Genomic DNA, 18,676 nt, shown 5'->3' with positions numbered 1-18,676 from the left:
CGGTCAGACGCCGATCACCTGGAGCGAGGCCCACAGCGCCACGACGGCCGGGACCAGCGCGGCCGGCACCGTGAGCAGACCCAGCCGGGTGAACTCCCCGAGCCCGACACGCTCCGCACGCGCCTGCACCACGCGCCGCCACAGCAGCGTCGCCAGCGATCCGGCGTAGGTGAGGTTCGGGCCGATGTTCACCCCGAGCAGCACCGCCAGCACCGCCCCGGTCCCGGCCGGGGCGGCGAGTGGCACCAGGACCAGCACCGCGGGCAGGTTGTTGATCAGGTTGGCCAGGACGGCGGCCAGCACGGCGACCGCGAGCAGGGCGAGCAGGCCCGAGCCGTCCGGCAGGACGTGCCGCAGCGCGTCGGCGAGTCCGTTGTCGACGACCGCGCGCACCACGATGCCGAGGGCCAGCACGAACGCCAGGAACCCCGGCGCGGCGGCCCGCACCACGGCGACCGGTGTCGCCCGCCGCCGCACCAGCGCACGTCCGGCCATGACCAGGGCGCCGGCGAACGCGGCCCAGGCCGGCTCGATCCCCACGGCGGACGCCACCACGAACCCGACGAGCGTGCAGGCGACCGTGACCAGCGCGAACAGCGGCAGCGCTGGCGCCGGGCCGTCGTCGGCGGCGGGTTCGGCGGCCGGCAGGTCGCCGGCGAAGAAGCGCCGGAAGACCACGTACTCGGCACTGATCGCGACCACCCAGGGCAGGGCCATCAGCGCGGCGAACCGGGTGAAGCTCAGCCCGCTCGCCTCGAACGCCAGCAGGTTGGTGAGGTTGGAGACCGGCAGCAGCAGCGAAGCGGTGTTCGACAGATGCGCGCAGGCGTACACGTGCGGCCTGGCGCGCACGCCCATCCGGGCGGCGGTGGCGAACACCACCGGCGTCAGCAGCACCACGGTCGCGTCCAGACTGAGCACGGCGGTGATCACCGAGGCCAGCACGAACACCGCGACCAGCAGGCGTCGGGGGCTGCCCGCCGACTTCCGGGCCATCCACGCCCCGCACGCCGTGAAGAGGCCCTCGACGTCGCACAGGTGCGCCAGCACCAGCACCGCCGCGAGGAAGCCGACGACCGGTCCGAGCCGCTCGGCCTCCGCCAGCGCGTGCTCCGGCGAGACCGCCCCCAGGGCGATCACCAGGGCGGCGGCGGGGACGGCGACCAGCGCCTCGGACCGCCCGGCGGGGCGCAGCACCGCCCATCCCAGGGCGGCGGCGAGCAGGACGACGGACAGCGTTTCGGCGAGCGGGGAGTTGATGTGTGTCTCCGGGAGCGGGGTGCGGTGGTGCCCGCCCATCTGACTGGTCCGGGTGTCCGTCCATGAAAACACGCGGGGGTAAAGCGCCGGCCAAGCGCCCGGGAGGCCGCCTCACTCCTCGTCGAGCAGGCTCAGCTCCGCCCAGATCGTCTTGCCCTCGGGGGTGTGCCGGCTGCCCCAGCGCTGGGTGAGCTGGGCGACCAGCAGCAGACCGCGGCCGCCCTCGTCCCAGGTCTTCGCCCGGCGCAGGTGCGGGGCGGTGTGGCTGGTGTCGGACACCTCGCAGATCAGCGTGGCCGCGTCATGGATCAGCCGGAGCCGGATGGGGTGGGCGCCGTAGCGGATGGCGTTGGTGACCAGTTCGCTCACCACCAGCTCGGTGGTGAAGGAGGCCTCGCTCAGTTCCCAGCGGGAGAGCTGGTCGACCGCTTGTTTTCGGATCGGCGCGACCAGCGAGGGGTCGGCGGGGATGTCCCAGGTCGCGACCTGGGAGGCGGGCAGGCCCCGGGTGCGCGCGAGCAGCAGGGCCACGTCGTCGGCGGTGCCGCCGGGCGGGAGCAGGGCGTGCAGTATCCGGTCGCAGGTCTCGTCCAGGGAGTCCGAGTACGCCGCCAGCGTGTCGCTCAGCAGCCGGAGAGCGGAGTCCGCCTCCCGCTCGCGGGACTCGATCAGGCCGTCGGTGTAGAAGGCGAGCACGCTGCCCTCGGCGAGCTCCAGCTCGGCCGACTCGAAGGGCAGCCCGCCCAGGCCCAGCGCGGGACCGGCCGGCAGCTCGACCCGGCGGGCCGGGCCGTCGGGCCGCAGCACCACGGGCGGGGGGTGCCCGGCCCGGGCCAGCGTGCAGCGTCGCGACACGGGGTCGTACACCGCGTACAGACAGCTGGCGCCGACTTCGCCGGGGTCGCCGTCGCCGCCGGCCTCCTCCGACAGCCGGACGACCAGGTCGTCCAGGTGAGTGAGCAGCTCGTCGGGCGCGAGGTCGATGTCGGCGAGGGTGCGCACGGCGGTGCGCAGCCTTCCCATGGTGGCCGAGGCCTGGATGCCGTGCCCGAGGACGTCCCCGACGACCATGGCGACACGCATCCCGGACAGCGGGATCACGTCGAACCAGTCGCCGCCGACACCGGCGCGGGCGGCGGGCAGATAACGGGAGGCGGCGTCGACGGCGGCGGTGCGGGGCAGGGAGCGCGGCAGCAGGCTGCGCTGGAGGGCGAGGGCCGTCTCGCGCTCGCGGGAGAACCGGCGGGCGTTGTCGATGCAGACGGCTGCCCGGGCCGTGATCTCCTCGGCCAGCAGCACGTCGTCAGGGGTGAACGGGTCCGGCCGGCGGAACCGGGTGAGGACGGCGACGCCGAGCGTCATGCCGCGCGCCTGGATCGGCACGGACATCGTGGAGTGGATGCCGAGCTCGCGCACCCGGGCGCCGCGCGCCGGGTCCCAGGCGAGCCAGGCGTCCAGACCGCCCCCCGCCAGGGAGCCGATGATGGTGTGTCCCGCGACCAGCGAGTCGGCCTGCGGCGACCCGGTCGGGTACTGCTGTACCTCGCCGGGCTTGGCCACCGCCTCCGGGCTGCCGGCGTTCACCGAGTGGTGCGCGGCACGCCGCAGCCCCACCGGCGGGCTGAACCGGCTCGGCGGCTCCCCGCCGTCCTGCGGGTCGAGCAGGTCGACGCTGACGAAGTCGGCGAGCGCGGGCACGCAGACCTCCGCCAGCTCCTGAGCCGTCCGGATGACGTCGAGGGTGCTGCCGATGCGCACGCTGGCCTCGTTGACCAGCTGGAGCCGCTCGCGTGCGAGGTAGTTCTCGGTGAAGTCGTGGGCGGACAGGCACACGCCCCGGACCCTGCCGTCGGCGTCGACGACCGGCGCCATCCGGGCCAGCCAGGCGTGGGCCCGCGATTCGCCGCCGGTGCGGATGTACGTCTGCACGTCCTGCGGCCGGCCGCTGGTGAGCACCTGCAGCATGTGCTCTTCGAGCTCCGTGCTCTGCGGTCCGCCGCCGATCTCGGCGAGCCTGAGCCCCCGGACCCGTTCCTCGGGCAGTCCGATGACCTCGCGCATCGCGTCGTTGAGCCGGCGCAGTCGCAGGCGTTCGTCGTAGACGGCCACGGCGCAGGGGGACTGGACGAGGCCCGCCGCGGCGAGGAGAGCGTCCGACGGGTCGGTGCCGTCCCCGGCGAGCGGGGTGACGACGAGCCACTGTCCCGGGTCGTCGGCCCGGGCGGGGAGACGGTGGGCGAGCAGCCACACCCGGACCGGGCGGCCGTCGCGATGGCGCAAAGTGACCGTTCCGTCCCAGCGGGTACCGGTGAAGTCGGGTGTCCCATCGGTCAGCAGTTCGGTGGCTGGTCGGCCCAGGACGTCGGCCGGGGTCCAGCCCAGGAGGGCCCGTGCGCCCTCGTTCCACCCGATCAGCGCGCCCGAGTCGTCGACGACCGCCCGGGCCGTCGCGGCCTCGTCGAACGGGTACTCCGGGCTCATCTCGGCACTCCATCGCGGACACTCACAGTGAACAGGTACGTCACTTCCGTTCCAGCCTAGTGTGTCCCGCTCCCCGGCGGACGGGAACCCCCAGGGCTCGGCTGAACAGCGAGTTCCCGCCGGGGTCAAGGGCCAAAACCGGCCGATCCCGTGCGATCCCCGGGTGAGGGCGCCCCGGTCCGCCGCCGCAGCGGGCGGGCGCGTCGGGCCCCTTGACGGGCGGGAGCGGCCCGTCGTCAGATTCTGTTTGTTAACGATCAGTTGTGAGTACTTCTGGTTCCTGATGAGGGAGAGCCGACCATGACGGTCACTCGCAGATCGGTCCTTCTCGCGTCCGCGGCCGCACCGGCCGCCGGAGCGCTCCTCGGCACACCGGCGGCGCAGGCCGCCGCGGACGCCGTGCGCGCATCCGGCCGCCACACGGTCGCGCTGCGTGACGGCTGGCGCTTCGCGCTGGCCAACCCGGGCGGGATCACCGACCCGACCGGGCAGTACGCGGACGCCGCCGCCCCCGGCTACGACGACTCGACCTGGCGCGCGGTGGCGGTCCCGCACGACTGGAGCATCGAGCAGACGCCCACCACACAGAACGGCACGACCAGCGGCACCGGCTTCTTCCCCGGCGGCCTGGGCTGGTACCGCCTCGCCTTCACACTGCCGCCCGGCCACGCGGGCCGGCGGATCTCGGTCGAGTTCGACGGCGTCTACATGGACTCGTACGTCTACTGCAACGGCACCGAGGTCGGCCACCACCCCTACGGCTACACCGGTTTCGCCTTCGACCTCACCGACCTGCTGCACACCGACGGCACCACCGAGAACGTGATCGCGGTCAAGGTGCAGAACCGGCTCCCGAGCAGCCGCTGGTACTCCGGCAGCGGCATCTACCGCGAGGCCCGCCTGGTCGTCACCGAACCGGTGCACGTGGACCGCTGGGGCACATACGTCACCACCCCCGAGGTCACCGACGAACGGGCCGTCGTCCGGGTCGCGACCACCGTGGCGAACGCGTCCGGCGCGGGCGCGGACGTCGAGGTCGTCTCCCGCGTCCTCGCCCCCAACGGCCGCACCGTCGCCCGCACGTCCTCCACGGTCACCGTCGCCGACCGGGCCACGCAGACCCAGGAACTCACCGTGACCGACCCGCAGCGATGGGACTTCGAGACCCCGCGCCGCTACACCCTGGAGACCGAGCTGCGGGTCGCCGGCCGGGTCACCGACACCTACCGCACCCCGTTCGGCATCCGCACCTTCCGCTTCGACCCGGACGAGGGCTTCCACCTCAACGGCAGCCACGCCAAGATCAAGGGCGTCGACCTGCACCACGACCTCGGCGCGCTCGGCGCCGCGATCAGCGTCGACGCCGTCCGCAGACAGATGACGATCATGAAGTCCATGGGCGTCAACGCCTTCCGCACCTCCCACAACCCGCCGTCCCCGGAGATGATCCGGATCTGCGAGGAGCTGGGCATCGTGATGCTGGTGGAGGCCTTCGACTGCTGGAAGACCGGCAAGACGCGGTACGACTACGGGCGGTTCTTCGACGAGTGGTGCGAGCGGGACGCCACCGAGATGGTGCTCGCGGCCCGCAACTCGCCCGCCGTCCTGCTGTGGTCCATCGGCAACGAGATCACCGACTCCACCTCCACCGCCGGTCTCGCCATGGCGGACCGGATCATCACCGCGATCAGGGCCGCGGACGACACCCGCCCGCTCATCATCGGCTCGGACAAGTACCGCACCCCGCCCGCCAAGGGCTCCGCCGCCGACCTGATGCTCGCCAAGCTGGACGGCCTCGGCCTGAACTACAACACCGCCAAGTCGGTGGACGCCCTGCACACGGCCTACCCGCACCTCTTCCTCTTCGAGTCCGAGTCGTCCTCGGAGACCTCGACCCGCGGCACCTACCAGGAACCCGAGCACCTCAACACCGGCGAGAACCACACCCCCGGCAGGCGGGCGACCTCCTCCTACGACAACAACCTCGCCTCCTGGACGATGAGCGGCGAGTACGGCCACAAGAAGGACCGCGACCGGAAGTGGTTCACGGGTCAGTTCCTGTGGTCCGGCATCGACTACATCGGTGAACCCACCCCGTACAACGTCTTCCCGGTGAAGGCGTCCTTCTTCGGCGCGGTCGACACGGCCGGGTTCCCGAAGGACATGTACCACCTCTTCCGGAGCCAGTGGGTCGACGAGCCGATGGTCCATCTGCTGCCGACGACCTGGAACCACGAGGCGGGCGACACGGTCGAGGTGTGGGCCTATTCCAACGTCGACACCGTGGAGTTGTATCTCAACGGAAGGTCTCTGGGCGTAAGGAAGTTCGACACCAAGAAGACCCTCGACGGCCGCGCCTACCTGGAGACCACCGAGGCCACCGGCGACGACAAGACCTTCACCACCGGCCCCTATCCCGGCAGTTACACCAGCCCGAACGGCAGCGCGGGCAAGCTGCATCTGACCTGGCGGGTGCCCTACCGGCCGGGCGAGCTGAAGGCGGTGGCCCGCCGGGGCGGCAGGACGGTCGCCACCGACGTGCTGCGCACGGCCGGCGCCCCGCATGCCGTACGCCTCACCCCGGACCGCACGTCCCTTCCCGCGGACGGGCGGTCACTGGTCTTCGTCACCGCCGAGGTGGTCGACGCGCACGGGACCGTGGTGCCCGACGCCGAACACCTCATCTCCTTCGAGGTCGGCGGCGGCTCTCTCGCCGGTCTCGACAACGGGCGGCAGGAGAGCGCCGAGCGCTATCAGGCCGGCACACGCACCGCCTTCCACGGCAAGGCCCTCGCCATCGTGCGCTCCGGCACCGGGGCCGGCGCCCTGAGGGTGACCGCCCGCGTGGAGGGGCTGCGCAAGGGCACCGCCATCGTGCGCACCACGCCCGCCCGGGCGAAGGCGACCACTCCGCCCGCCGCCTTCACTCCCGACCTGCCGGCGCCGGTGAACCACCCCTACGCGGACGCCAGTTACTCCGGCCGCCCGGACACCCTGCCCGCCGCCATGCTGGACGGCGACCCCGCCACCGGCTGGTCCAACGCCTTCGCCAAGTCGGCCACCGCCCTGCTGCCCGCGTTCGACGGTGCCAGGCCGCGGGACTGGGTCTCGGTGGACTACGGGCGCACCCGGGACTTCGACCGGGTGGAGGTGTCCTTCACCGTCGACGCCACGCACAGCCTGCCCGCGACGGTCGAGGCGGAGGTCTGGGACGGCGAGCGCTATGCGCCGGTCACCGGGGTGACCGTCGACTGGGCCACCGCCTCGGACGCGCCGACGGCTCTCACCTTCGACCCGGTCCGCGGCTCCGGACTGCGGCTGACCCTGACCAGCAGCGCACCCGGCACGCCCGAAGGAGCGGTCCGCATCACCAAGCTGGAATCCTGACCGCCCGGACCGCCCGGACCGGTCCGGCCCGTTCCGGGCGGCGGCGGCCCTGCGCTGCCGCCGCCCGGTCACCCCGCGCCCGAGACGCCTCAGCACGCGTCGGTCGCCTCGAAGGTCACCTTCGCCGTGTCCACCGTCCCCGCGGCACGCCCGGGTGCGCTCTGCCACGACCAGTACAGGTTGGTGTGGGCCATCACCTGCTCCGGCGCCGGAGCGCCGTACTTGCTCAGGTCCTCCGTCGTGTGCGCGTCGCCGACCAGCGTCACGTCGTATCCCCGTACGAAGGCGCCGTGCAGCGTCGAGCGGATGCACGCGTCGGTCTGCGCCCCGGTGACGACGACCCGGCCCACCCCGCGCTCCGCGAGCACCGACTCCAGCTCGGTGGCCTCGAAGGAGTCCTGGTAGGTCTTGTGGACGAGCGGCTCGGCGTCGAGGCGGACCAGTTCCTCGACGTACTCCCAGTTCCCGCTGCCCCGTTCGAGGTCGTCGTCGGAGTGCTGTACCCAGACGACCGGCACGTCCTGCGCGCGGGCCGCGTCGACCAGGGTGCGGATGTTCGCGATCACCTCGTCGCGCCGGGGCGCGCCCGCCACCAGGCCCTTCTGGACGTCGATCACGAGCAGGGCGGTGTTCGGCCGGTCGGGCAGGGTGGTCATGGAGAACTCCGGTTCCTCGTCATGGGTGATCGGTGCTCGGACGGTCCACATTAGGACGCACCACTGACAACGACCTCGAAGCCATCTCGTCCGGACCGTTGACGCAGTGTCATGACTCCAACAAACATGTCCTGCGACCCTGCTCTGGGAGCGCTCCCACGAGATGGCACCCGCATCCCGCACGGAGCGTCCCGCACCTCATCGAGGAGCCCGGACGTGAAACGACGCAGAACCACCCTGCTGTCCCTCGCGGCCCTGCTGGGCGCGGCGCTCACCGCGCTGCCCGCGCAGCGGGCCGGTGCCGAGGAGGTCGAACAGGTCAGGAACGGCGGCTTCGGCACCTCCGCCGACCCGTGGTGGACCAGCAACGTCACCGCCGGTCTCAGCGACGGCCGGCTGTGCGCGGACGTGCCGGGCGGCACCGTCAACCGCTGGGACTCCGCCATCGGTCAGGACGCGATCACCCTGGTGAAGGGGTCGTCGTACCGCTTCTCCTTCAGCGCCTCCGGGGTGCCCGAGGGGCATGTGGCGCGGGCGATCGTGGGCCTCGGTGTCTCCCCGTACGACACCTGGTACGAGGCGACCCCGGTGCTGAACGAGTCGGGAGACGCCTACACGTACACGTTCACCTCGCCGGTCGACAGCACCCAGGGGCAGGTCGCCTTCCAGGTCGGCGGGAGCGCCGATCCCTGGCGGTTCTGCCTGGACGACGTGTCGCTGCTGGGCGGGGTGCCGCCGGAGGTGTACCAGCCGGACACCGGGCCACGCGTGCGCGTCAACCAGGTCGCCTATCTCCCGGCCGGACCGAAGAACGCCACCCTGGTCACCGACGCCGGCGCGAAGCTGCCCTGGCAGCTCAAGAACGGCTCCGGGGTGACGGTCGCGCACGGCTGGAGCGTGCCGCGCGGACTCGACGTCTCCTCCGGACAGAACGTCCACTCCATCGACTTCGGCGGCTACCGCACGCGCGGGACGGGCTTCACGCTGGTCGCCGACGGCGAGACCAGTCGCCCCTTCGACATCGGCACGGCCGACTACGACCGGCTGCGGCTGGACGCGGTGAAGTACTACTACACGCAGCGCAGCGGCATCGCGATACGGGACGACCTGCGGCCCGGGTACGGCAGGGCGGCCGGTCATGTGAACGCGGCCCCCAACCAGGGCGACTCCGCGGTCCCGTGTCAGCCCGGGGTGTGCGACTACACCCTCGACGTCACCGGCGGCTGGTACGACGCAGGCGACCACGGCAAGTACGTCGTCAACGGCGGCATCGCCACCTGGGAGCTGCTGAGCACCTACGAACGTTCCCGGCTCGCCCGCACCGGCGACCCGGCCGCTCTCGGCGACGGGACGCTCGCCCTCCCGGAGAGCGGCAACAAGGTGCCGGACATCCTCGACGAGGCCCGCTGGGAGCTCGACTTCCTGCTGAAGATGCAGGTGCCGGACGGGCAGCCGCTCGCCGGCATGGCCCACCACAAGATCCACGACGAGCAGTGGACCGGCCTGCCGCTGCTGCCGGGCGACGATCCGCAGAAGCGCGAACTGCACCCGCCGACCACCACCGCGACCCTCAACCTGGCCGCCACGGCCGCCCAGGCGGCCCGCCTGTACCGGCCCTACGACAAGGCCTTCGCGGCGAAGGCACTGACGGCCGCGCGCAAGGCCTTCGCGGCGGCCCTCGCGCATCCGGACGTGTACGCCGACCCGAACGACGGCATCGGCGGCGGCGCCTACAACGACGACGACGCGACCGACGAGTTCTACTGGGCGGCCGCCGAGCTGTACCTCAGCACGGGGGAGAAGCAGTTCGCCGACCAGGTGGTGAACTCCCCGGTGCACACGGCCGACATCTTCGTCGCCAACGGCTTCGACTGGTCCCGCACGGCCGCCGCCGGCCGGCTCGACCTGGCGACCGTCCCGAACCGGCTGCCCGGCCGCGACAAGGTCCGCGCATCGGTCGTGCGGGGTGCCGACACGTATCTCGCCACGCTGGCCGGACAGCCGTACGGCATGCCCTACGCCCCCGACGGCAACCGCTACGACTGGGGTTCCAGCCACCAGGTCCTCAACAACGCCGTGGTCATCGCCACGGCCTACGACCTCACCGGCGCCTCGAAGTACCGGGCGGGGGCCGTCCAGAGCATGGACTACGTGCTCGGGCGCAACGCGCTCAACGTGTCGTACGTCACGGGCTACGGCGAGGTGAACTCCCACCACCAGCACAGCCGCTGGTACGCGCGCCAGCTGGACCCGAACCTGCCGGACCCGCCGCGGGGGACCCTGGCGGGCGGCGCGAACTCGAGCATTCAGGACCCCTACGCGCAGGGCAAGCTCCAGGGCTGCGTGGGCCAGTTCTGCTACATCGACGACATCCAGTCCTGGTCCACGAACGAGACCGCGATCAACTGGAACGCGGCGCTGGCCCGACTGGCCTCCTTCGTGGCGGACCAGGGATAGGAGGGGATCGGCAACCGGATCGGCAAAGGGATCGGCAATAGGCCCTGCCTGATCGACAGTGTGCAGGGTCGAACACCTTCCGGTACCGCGCGGTCATCAGTTTGACCTGGGGATATTTACGAGTAAGTACCCGCGCGGTACCGTGAAGGGCATGCCAGCCCTCAATGTGGAATTCAGCGATCGCGAGCTGGAGGACCTGCGGCAGATCGCCAAGGAACGCGGTACGTCGATGAAGGCACTCGTGCGGGAGGCGGCCGCCGCCGACATCGCGCGGCACCGGGCGCTCCAGGAGGGCGCGGAGGCCTTCCGCAGGTTCTTCGCCTCGCACGCGGACGAGTTCGCCGCCGCCTTCCCCGAGGACGAACGCTCCGTGCGGGGCGAGGGGCGGGTCGCCTGACCGATGACCTCCGTCATCCACATCGACGTGCCCTGGCTGCTCCAGCGCCACGAAGAGGTTCTGCCGGAGCAGCCCACCGTCAACGACTTCTCGGCACTGGTCGCCGCCGTCGCCCGGCACCGGGTCGATCCGCCCAAACTCGGTGTGGACTCCGACCCCGCCTGGCGGGCCGCCGCGCTGCTGCACACCCTCACCGTGCTCAAGCCCCTGCCCTCGGCCAACGCCCGCTTCGCCTGCGCGACGGCGGTGGCGTACATGTTCACCAGTGGGGTCGGTATCGATCCGCCGTACGGCGCGCTCGTCGACCTCGCCCGCGATCTGCTGGACGGCAAGACGGACGTCTACGGCGCGGCGGACCGGCTGCGGTCCTGGCAGATATAGGCAAAGCGCAAAGCGTTCAGGGCCGCCGGCCGAGGGCGGGAGGAACAAGGCCGGCGGCCGTTTCGCGCAGGAGAGCCGCCGTCCTGCGCGGGGCCTCCGAGGAAGTGGCCGGTTCCAGCCAACTACCGCGGGCCGGTGCGCCGGGAGAGTGCGCGGCGCCCTGCCGCGTGCGCGTGTTTCACACGGGGCGCAGGGGCGAATTCCGGCCGGGTCGGCAGAGGCCGCGGAAAGGCGCGATGCCCGGTGTGGGCCGGCCCCGCCTATCGACTTTCTATCAACAAGGCGCAGCTTCAGCCGTCGCCTTGTTGTGCGCGACTCAGTTGTGCAAAGGTGAACCGCCCGTGCGGGGGGTCATGACCAAACCCCCCGCGTTCGTCGGCGGAGGCGAATTCACGCTCCCTGCCGCACCGGACAGGTACGTACCAAAGGAATGCGCTCAGTGCCCACCCCTCAGCCTCCTCGTCCTCCCTACCCTCCGCCGGGCGGGGGTCCCGGAGAATCCGACGAGTCACTCGCCGCGGGTATACGCGGCGGCGCGGACAGCGAGGTCGCCCAGTCCACCGCTCTGCTGATCGCCCGGCACTGGCGGCCGGTGCACGAGTACGCGGTCATCTGCCTCGCCTCCTCCGGGAGCGTCGCCTCCATGGTCACCGCGGGCGCCTTCCACCAGGTCCTCGACCGGCTGAAGCTGGGCGAGCCGGGGACCGCGCTGCGGCCCCGACTGCTGGTGACCGTGCGGGACATGGCCCGGCTGTGGTCCGCGGACGAGGAGCTGTCCGGCGTGCTGCCGGTGCTGCGCAAGCCGGCCGGCGCCCGGGGAATGCGGACCGCGAAGTCCATGATCCCGGAGAACCGGGTGCTGGCGGAACGCTCGTTCCAGGGCCTTCCCGCGGTCGCCCGGTGCGTCCTGTGGCATGTGGAGGTCGAGGCCGAGGAGGTCACCGTCGCCGCCGGTCTGCTCGGTATGGACACCGACACCGTGACCGCGGTCCTGGAGCAGGCCCGGGACAAACTGCGTGAGGGAGTCGTCCGCGCCCACCGGGAACTCGCGCCCAGCAAGGACTGCCGCTTCTACAACAGGCTTCTGGACGTCCCGATCCGCCGCGGCGGCGACCTCCTGCCGGACGTGCGCAAGCACCTGGACGAGTGCCGCTACTGCCGTGCCGCCGCCGAACAGCTCGGCCACTTCGAGAGCGGCCTCGGTGTGCTGCTCGCCGAGGCGGTGCTCGGCTGGGGCGCCCGCCGCTACCACGACACCCGCCCGGGCCGCGCCAAGCAGCAGACCGTGCGGCTCAAGGGCTCCGCACGGCACGGCGGCCGTGGCGGCCGAGGCACCCGCGGCAGGGGCGGCAACCTGTTCTCGCGCATCCCCTCGCCCCGCCGGCGGTCGTCGGGGGAGAGCCGTTCGCCGCGCGCTCTGTTCACCGGTGTCGGCCTGGCCTCGGCGGGTCTGCTGACCACCCTGCTCGCCTCCGGCATGTGGTCCGACGACGGCGGCGCCGACCCGGCCGCCTCCACCAGCGGCAGCGTCCCCGGCATCGACTCGCAGGCCGCCACCGCCTCGCCGACCGCCCCGGACACCGCCCAACTGCCCACCGCGCCCCGGCAGACCAGGCTGCGCAACGCCGCCGCCGACCTCTGCCTGGACGTCCGGGGCGAGGCGAGGGCGGGCGCCTCCGTCGAACTCGCGGACTGCTCCTCCGACGCGACCCAGCAGTGGTCGTACGACGACGACGGGCAGTTGCGCAGCGTCGCCGGGCCCGGCCTGTGCGTGGACTCGCACGCGGACGCCGGGGTGGTCATCCTCGGCGCGTGCGTGGACGAGACCGACGCCCGGGGGGACGACGTCCGCTACGACCTCACCGTGCAGGGCGAGTTGCTGCCCCGATGGGACGACGCGCTCGCCCTCGCACCGGCCGGTGAGGAGCCGGGCGCGGACGTGGTCGTGAAGGTCCGCGACCACTCCACCGGCCAGCGCTGGCTCACCGACGCCGCCTCCGCCACGCCCGGTTCGCTCGCGGTCACCGGCACGGACGCGCCCGCGTCGGCCCAGCCGGTCGACCTGGCGGACGGCACCGCCTGAGGCACGAGGCACACGCACCCCGGCCGGCCCGCGGGCACGCCGGTGACCGGTGGCCGCGGCTACCCGACCGCCGTCACCCGACCGCGTCACCCGCCTGTCGTCACCCGGCGTCCTCGACGAGGTCCGCCGGGCCCACGGTCCCGGGCCCGGCGTGGCCGGACAGTGCCAGGGTGAGGTCCAACTCGGCGAGCAGGCAGCGGATCACGTGCTCGACGCCCGGCTGTCCGTCCAGGCCGAGGCCGTAGACGTAGGGACGGCCGAGGAGTACCGCCCGCGCGCCGAGGGCCAGTGCTTTGAAGACGTCGTCGCCGGTGCGCACCCCGCTGTCGAACAGCACCGTCAGCCGGTCGCCGACCGCCCGCGCCACCCGGGGCAGCGCGTCGGCGGCCGCGACCGAACCGGCGACCTGGCGGCCCCCGTGGTTGGAGACCACCACGCCGTCCATTCCGGCGTCGGCGGCCAGCCGGGCGTCGTCGGGGTGCAGCACGCCCTTGAGGACGATCGGCCCGTCCCAGTTCTCCCGCAGGAACGCCAGGTCCGGCCAGGTCTTGCCGGGGTCCGCGAACAGACTCACGAAGTGCAGCACGGCCGCGTTCGGGTCCTCGTGCACCGGCTTGGCCAGGCCTGCCAGGAAGGCCGGGTCGGTGAAGTAGTTGGCGGTGCCCACCCCGTGCAGGAACGGCAGATAGGCCTGGTCGAGGTCGCGGGGCCGCCACGCCAGCAGCGGGGTGTCCAGGGTGACGACGAGCACCGTGAACCCGCTCGTCCGCGCCCGCCGCAGGAAGCTGCGGGTCACCTCGCGGTCCTTGGACCAGTACAGCTGGAACCAGCGCTCGGCGTCCCCCATCGCCTCGGCCACCTGCTCGATCGGCGTGCTGGACGCCGACGACAGGACGAACGGCACCCCCTGCGCCGCCGCCGCCCGGGCCGCCGCGGATTCGGCCTCGGGATGCATGATCGACAGCACGCCGACGGGCGCGAGGGCCAGCGGCGCGGGCAGGGCACGGCCCAGCACCTCGACCGACAGGTCCCGCTCGTGCACGTCCCGCAGCATGCGCGGCACGATCCGGCGACGCTCCAGGGCCGCACGGTTCGCCCGCGCCGTGCTGCCGTCCCCCGCGCTGCCCGCCACATAGCCGACCGGCCCCGGCCCGAGGCGCCGTTCGGTGAGCTCCTCGAGCCGGGTCAGGTCGGTGGGCAGCCGGGGGACCGCGCCCGTCATCCCGTTGAGATAGATCTCGTACTGGAAGTCCGCCCAGTGCTTCGCCATCCGTACGTCCCGCCTCTCGCCGTCCCGCGGTCCGGCGTCGTCGCCGTCGCAGGGCGACCATACCGGCGGGTCGGTCGCGCCGGTCCGGCGGTTCAGTCGACGGCCGACCCGGACGGTACGGCGGCGGGTTCGCCGGCGTCCGCGCCCGGACCGGTGATCGGCGGCACCGCCACCTCCACTGTCCTGGCCAGCCGCGGCCCCTCGGGCCCGTACACCGCCCGGGGTTCGGGGAACAGCCGCAGCAACGCCAGGTAGAGCACGGCGGCGACGGCCAGGGACAGCGGCAGGCCGATGTCGATGCCGTTCGCCAGATCACCCAGCGGGCCCACGAACTGGCCCGGGATGTTCGTGAACAGCACACCGAGCAGCGCCGATACCCACCAGGCGGTCGTGCCCCGCCAGTTCCAGCCGTGCGTGAACCAGTAACGCCCGCCGCGCTGACGGCGGTTGAAGACCTGGAGGGCTTCGGGGTCGTACCAGCCGCGCCGGGTGAAGAAGCCCAGCATCATCACGACCATCCACGGCGTCGTACAGGTGATGATCATCGTGGCGAACGTCGAGATGGACTGCACCAGGTCCAGACCGAACCGGCCGACGAAGATGAACACGATCGACAGCAGACCGACCAGCACGGTCGCCTGCACCCGCGACAGCCGCGGGAACACCGACGAGAAGTCCAGACCGGTGCCGTAGAGCGAGGTCGTGCCCGTGGACATCCCGCCGATCAGGGCGAGCAGACACACCGGCAGGAAGAACCAGGACGGTGAGATCGCCAGCAGCCCGCCCACGAAGTCGGGGGCGGCCGGGTCGACGTAATCCGGGGCCTTCGACGCGATGATGCTCGCGGTCGCCAGGCCGAAGACGAACGGCAGCAGGGTCGCGATCTGCGACAGGAACGCGGCGCCGACCACCCTGCGGCGCGGGGTGGTGGCCGGGATGTAGCGGGACCAGTCGCCGAGGAACGCCCCGAACGACACCGGGTTGGACAGCACGATCAGCGCCGCGCCGATGAACGACGGCCAGAACAGCGCGTCGGTGGCCGCGTTCGCGGAGTCCGTGAAGACGCCCGCGTACGACGCGTCGAAGTCGTCGGCGAAGGCGATCGCGCCGAGGAGGAACAGCACCGTGGCCGAGGCGACCGCGACCTTGTTGACGAACAGCATGAACCGGAAGCCGTACACGCACACCGCGAGCACCAGCCCGGCGAACACCGCGTAGGCGACGGCGTACGTCAGGTCGCCGCGGGAGAGGCCGAAGAGGCGGTGGGCGCCGCCGACCAAGGCGTCGCCGGAGCTCCACACCGAGATGGAGAAGAACGCGATCGCCGTCAGCAGGGAGAGGAACGAGCCGACCACACGGCCGTGCACTCCGAGGTGCGCGGAGGAGGAGACCGCGTTGTTGGTGCCGTTGACCGGGCCGAACACCGCCATCGGGCACAGGATCAGCGCGCCCACGAAGACCCCGAGGAGGGTGGCGGCGAGGCCCTGCCAGAAGGACAGGCCGAAGAGGATCGGGAAGGCGCCGAGCACGCAGGTGGAGAAGGTGTTCGCGCCGCCGAAGGCGAGCCGGAACAGGTCGAGGGGGGTCGCGGTGCGCTCGGCGTCGGGGATGCGGTCCACACCGTGGGACTCGACCTCGGTGAGTGACGGGGGAGCGGCGGACGGCGCGGGTTCGGGGGACGGCGGGGTCAAGGGAGCTCCAGCAACAGGCGGTCGACGGTGGAGCGCGGGGTGGCGCGGCACGGTGAACGGCCGCCCGGTCGCGGGGTGGGCGACGCGGGCGGATGCCGTCACTGATCGGGGTCTGCCGAACGTACGGCGTGGGCAAGACCCCGACCAGAGGGTGAATCATCCTTCTTCCGCGTCGGGAGTGGACGAATCCGCCACCTCTCCGTGACCGGGGCCGGAATCGGGGTCGGAGGCGGAGTCGGGGTCCGCGTCCGGTCCCTGGGCCCGCACCCGCTGGACGTGTTCGAGGGAGTCGCGCAGCTCGGCGAGCCAGTCGTCGGTGTGGCGCTGGACCAGCCGGACGCACCAGGCGAGCGCGTCGCTGCGGCTGCGGGCCACGCCCGCGGCGATCAGGGTGTCGAGGACCTGACGTTCGGGCTGCCGCAGCCGGGTCATGACGGGCGCGGCCACGTGGGTGAACAGGGCGCGCTCCCCGTCGCACACCACACCCCAGGACACCTTCCGGCGGAACCGGTGTTCGGCGTCGCGGGCCACGGCGATCCGGGTCTCCCGGGTGCGCTCCCGGAACTCCTGGATCCGGGCGGTGACCGCCGCCTCCCGCTCGGCGGCCGAGACGTCCTCGGCCAGCCGGGGCGCGGGGATGCGGCCGAGCACGGTGATCTCCTCGCGGTCGACCGTCACCTCGGCGGGTTCCTCGAAGAGGCCGTCCGGCAGACGGCCGGCGAACCAGCCCCTCAGCTTCTCTTTCTGCTCGTTCGTAATCATGTAATTACCATTACTCCGCAGGTACATGAACACAAGTGGTCGAGAAGAAGTCCGCCGAGAGCGGAACGGAGGGGTGTGCGGGGGGATCCGCGGAGGGATCCGGAGGCGGAGGCGGAATGTTTCAGGCCGATTAACGAAGCTATGGAAACCGGTCATCGAGTCGACCGAAGGGATCATGAAGCGCTTGCTTTCGGCGTTGGAACGTTCGAATTCCGTTACTTCTCGCCACTGATTCAATACGCAAGGTTACTGAAACCCATGGGGTCGATGTGAGATTCGGCGGTGGACTCGGCAGACTCGCGCTCGCCGCGTTCGACACCGACCGAGCCGGACCGGCACACCCCCGAATCGAGCGGAAGGATGCACACAATGCGGAACACCGCGCGCTGGGCAGCGACCCTCGGCCTCACGGCCGCCACCGTCTGCGGATCCCTCACCGGATCCGCGCTCGCCGCCCCGGCCGCAGCGCCGACCTCCCTGTACGCCCCGTCGGCCTTCGTGCTGACCGTGGGCCACGGAGAGACCGCCGCCACCGTCAACGCGGCCCGGGCCGTCACCCTGAACTGCGCCCCGACGCCCTCCGGCACCCATCCCGCCGCCGCTCGCGCCTGCGCCGAACTGCGCGCCGCCGGCGGCGATCTGGACGCCCTCGCGGGCCCGGGCGACGCCGTCTGCACGAGGCAGTACGACCCGGTGGTCGTCACCGTCGACGGCGTATGGCAGGGCAAGCGCGTCTCCTTCGAGCGCGCCTTCTCCAACGAGTGCGTGAAGAACGCTGCCGGGAGCAGCCTCTTCGCGTTCTGAGACCGGGATCGCGTGGTCCCCGTGGACGCCGAGAGAGGCTCGTGAGGTGGGGAGTGCGAGCCCCTGACACGGGAGCAGCGTGATTCCGTACCCGGAGGCCGGAGGACAGTGTGGGGCTGTCCGCCGGCCTCCGGTGCACCCGTTTTCGCGAAGGACCCGCGGGAGGGTGCCCGGCAATCCCTAGGTCGTGTCCGCAATGTCAGGGGAGCCAGAGTCGTAGGCAGGCGATGGTGACCAGGGCTTGGTAGTGGCGGGCGCGTTTGTCGTAGCGGGTGGCGAGGGCTTTGTTGTGCTTGAGCTTGTTGAAGCAGCGTTCGACGACGTTGCGGCGGCGGTAGGCCGCCCGGTCGAGGCGGCAGAGGCTTTCGCCTCGGCGGACGCGGCCGTTGATCTGGTCGATGCGTTCGGGGATCACGGCCCGGATGCCTCGTCTGCGCAGGTAGCTGCGGATCTTCAGGGACGAGTAGCCCTTGTCCGCGGCCACCTGGACGGGGCGGGTGCGGGGCCGGCCGGGTCCGCACCGCTGGATGCGGATGCGGGCCAGGACCGGCTCGAACTGGGTGCAGTCATTGACGTTCCCGGCGGTGATCGTGAAGGCCAGCGGGCGGCCCTGCCCGTCGCAGGCAAGGTGGATCTTCGTGGTCAGCCCGCCACGGGACCGGCCGATCGCCTCGCCCGGCCAGAGCCCCCTTTTCGCGCCCCGGCCGCATGCTGGTGGGCCCGCACGGTAGTGGAGTCGACGCACACGATCGACCAGTCCACGGCTCCGATCGCGTCGGAGTGCTGCTGGACGTGAGCCAGCAGGCGGTCCCAGGTGCCGTCGGCCGACCAGCGGCGGAAGCGTTCGTAGACCGTCTTCCACGGCCCGTAGCGTTCCGGCAGATCACGCCAGGCCGCCCCGGTGGACAGCTTCCACAGGATGCCGTTGAGGACCTGACGACGGTCCCGCACCGGCCGCCCCATGCGAGACGGAGCCAGCAACGGCTCGATCACTGCCCAGGCCTGATCAGTCAGCTCATGACGACGCACCACGAACAGACCAACGCA

Annotated in this window: 12 protein-coding genes and 1 pseudogene; 6 read left to right on the top strand and 7 right to left on the bottom strand. The window is 71.9% G+C overall.

The window, feature by feature from the left end; genetic code table 11:
- Positions 1-3 precede the first annotated feature (3 nt).
- Both OHU34_RS05560 and OHU34_RS05555 read right to left on the bottom strand, forming a co-directional pair.
- Positions 4-1,299, bottom strand: coding sequence for an arsenic transporter (locus tag OHU34_RS05560; RefSeq protein WP_230193962.1), 1,296 nt, complete (start codon positions 1,297-1,299; stop codon positions 4-6).
- A 72-nt stretch (positions 1,300-1,371) separates the two neighbouring features.
- Entirely contained in the window at positions 1,372-3,741 is a 2,370-nt protein-coding gene (locus OHU34_RS05555; protein ID WP_405765110.1) for a SpoIIE family protein phosphatase, read from the bottom strand.
- Between the two features lie 300 nt (positions 3,742-4,041).
- Between OHU34_RS05555 and OHU34_RS05550 the strand changes: the two genes are divergently transcribed.
- Positions 4,042-7,128, top strand: a complete 3,087-nt coding sequence (locus tag OHU34_RS05550) for a glycoside hydrolase family 2 TIM barrel-domain containing protein (protein ID WP_405765107.1) — start codon at positions 4,042-4,044, stop codon at positions 7,126-7,128.
- Between the two features lie 89 nt (positions 7,129-7,217).
- On the opposite strand, the gene OHU34_RS05545 is transcribed toward OHU34_RS05550, so the two are convergent.
- On the bottom strand, positions 7,218-7,784 hold the full coding sequence (locus tag OHU34_RS05545) for an isochorismatase family protein (RefSeq protein WP_142267436.1): 567 nt from the start codon (positions 7,782-7,784) through the stop codon (positions 7,218-7,220).
- A 216-nt stretch (positions 7,785-8,000) separates the two neighbouring features.
- Here OHU34_RS05545 and OHU34_RS05540 point away from each other — a divergent pair, with 216 nt between their 5' ends.
- The 4 genes from OHU34_RS05540 (at position 8,001) to OHU34_RS05525 (ending at position 13,102) form a co-directional block, all read left to right on the top strand.
- Positions 8,001-10,241, top strand: a complete 2,241-nt coding sequence (locus OHU34_RS05540; protein ID WP_405765103.1) for a glycoside hydrolase family 9 protein — start codon at positions 8,001-8,003, stop codon at positions 10,239-10,241.
- A 151-nt stretch (positions 10,242-10,392) separates the two neighbouring features.
- Entirely contained in the window at positions 10,393-10,638 is a 246-nt protein-coding gene (locus OHU34_RS05535) for a hypothetical protein (RefSeq protein WP_037735240.1), read from the top strand.
- 3 nt (positions 10,639-10,641) lie between these two features.
- On the top strand, positions 10,642-11,019 hold the full coding sequence (locus OHU34_RS05530; RefSeq protein WP_020128970.1) for a hypothetical protein: 378 nt from the start codon (positions 10,642-10,644) through the stop codon (positions 11,017-11,019).
- A gap of 439 nt (positions 11,020-11,458) precedes the next feature.
- Positions 11,459-13,102: an RICIN domain-containing protein gene (locus OHU34_RS05525; RefSeq protein ID WP_142267438.1), complete on the top strand. Its 1,644-nt coding sequence runs from the start codon at positions 11,459-11,461 to the stop codon at positions 13,100-13,102.
- 100 nt (positions 13,103-13,202) lie between these two features.
- On the opposite strand, the gene OHU34_RS05520 is transcribed toward OHU34_RS05525, so the two are convergent.
- The 3 genes from OHU34_RS05520 to OHU34_RS05510 all read right to left on the bottom strand — a co-directional run bounded on the left by OHU34_RS05520 (position 13,203) and on the right by OHU34_RS05510 (position 16,825).
- Complete coding sequence (locus tag OHU34_RS05520) at positions 13,203-14,372, bottom strand: lactate 2-monooxygenase (protein ID WP_142267439.1); 1,170 nt, start codon at positions 14,370-14,372, stop codon at positions 13,203-13,205.
- A gap of 92 nt (positions 14,373-14,464) precedes the next feature.
- Entirely contained in the window at positions 14,465-16,063 is a 1,599-nt protein-coding gene (locus tag OHU34_RS05515; protein WP_405765099.1) for a purine-cytosine permease family protein, read from the bottom strand.
- A gap of 156 nt (positions 16,064-16,219) precedes the next feature.
- Positions 16,220-16,825, bottom strand: a complete 606-nt coding sequence (locus OHU34_RS05510; protein WP_142267441.1) for a hypothetical protein — start codon at positions 16,823-16,825, stop codon at positions 16,220-16,222.
- A 369-nt stretch (positions 16,826-17,194) separates the two neighbouring features.
- Here OHU34_RS05510 and OHU34_RS05505 point away from each other — a divergent pair, with 369 nt between their 5' ends.
- Positions 17,195-17,629, top strand: coding sequence for a protease inhibitor (locus tag OHU34_RS05505; protein ID WP_054241066.1), 435 nt, complete (start codon positions 17,195-17,197; stop codon positions 17,627-17,629).
- Positions 17,630-17,828: 199 nt separating this feature from the next.
- On the opposite strand, the pseudogene OHU34_RS05500 reads toward OHU34_RS05505, so the two are convergent.
- A pseudogene (locus OHU34_RS05500) lies at positions 17,829-18,592 on the bottom strand (IS5 family transposase).
- Between the last annotated feature and the right edge of the window lie 84 nt (positions 18,593-18,676).

Source organism: Streptomyces sp. NBC_00080, assembly GCF_045041255.1.
Taxonomy (GTDB): domain Bacteria; phylum Actinomycetota; class Actinomycetes; order Streptomycetales; family Streptomycetaceae; genus Streptomyces; species Streptomyces coriariae.
Note: the sequence above shows the minus strand (reverse complement) of the source record. Positions and strands in the feature narration are given on the sequence as shown.

What these genes read in the sequence shown, in the direction of transcription:
- OHU34_RS05550 (WP_405765107.1), top strand. Translation starts at nt 4,042, where the DNA reads ATGACGGTCACTCGCAGATCGGTCCTTCTCGCGTCCGCGGCCGCACCG.
- OHU34_RS05530 (WP_020128970.1), top strand. Translation starts at nt 10,642, where the DNA reads ATGACCTCCGTCATCCACATCGACGTGCCCTGGCTGCTCCAGCGCCAC.
- OHU34_RS05555 (WP_405765110.1), bottom strand. Translation starts at nt 3,741, where the DNA reads ATGAGCCCGGAGTACCCGTTCGACGAGGCCGCGACGGCCCGGGCGGTC.
- OHU34_RS05535 (WP_037735240.1), top strand. Translation starts at nt 10,393, where the DNA reads ATGCCAGCCCTCAATGTGGAATTCAGCGATCGCGAGCTGGAGGACCTG.
- OHU34_RS05545 (WP_142267436.1), bottom strand. Translation starts at nt 7,784, where the DNA reads ATGACCACCCTGCCCGACCGGCCGAACACCGCCCTGCTCGTGATCGAC.
- OHU34_RS05510 (WP_142267441.1), bottom strand. Translation starts at nt 16,825, where the DNA reads ATGATTACGAACGAGCAGAAAGAGAAGCTGAGGGGCTGGTTCGCCGGC.
- OHU34_RS05560 (WP_230193962.1), bottom strand. Translation starts at nt 1,299, where the DNA reads ATGGGCGGGCACCACCGCACCCCGCTCCCGGAGACACACATCAACTCC.
- OHU34_RS05505 (WP_054241066.1), top strand. Translation starts at nt 17,195, where the DNA reads ATGCGGAACACCGCGCGCTGGGCAGCGACCCTCGGCCTCACGGCCGCC.
- OHU34_RS05520 (WP_142267439.1), bottom strand. Translation starts at nt 14,372, where the DNA reads ATGGCGAAGCACTGGGCGGACTTCCAGTACGAGATCTATCTCAACGGG.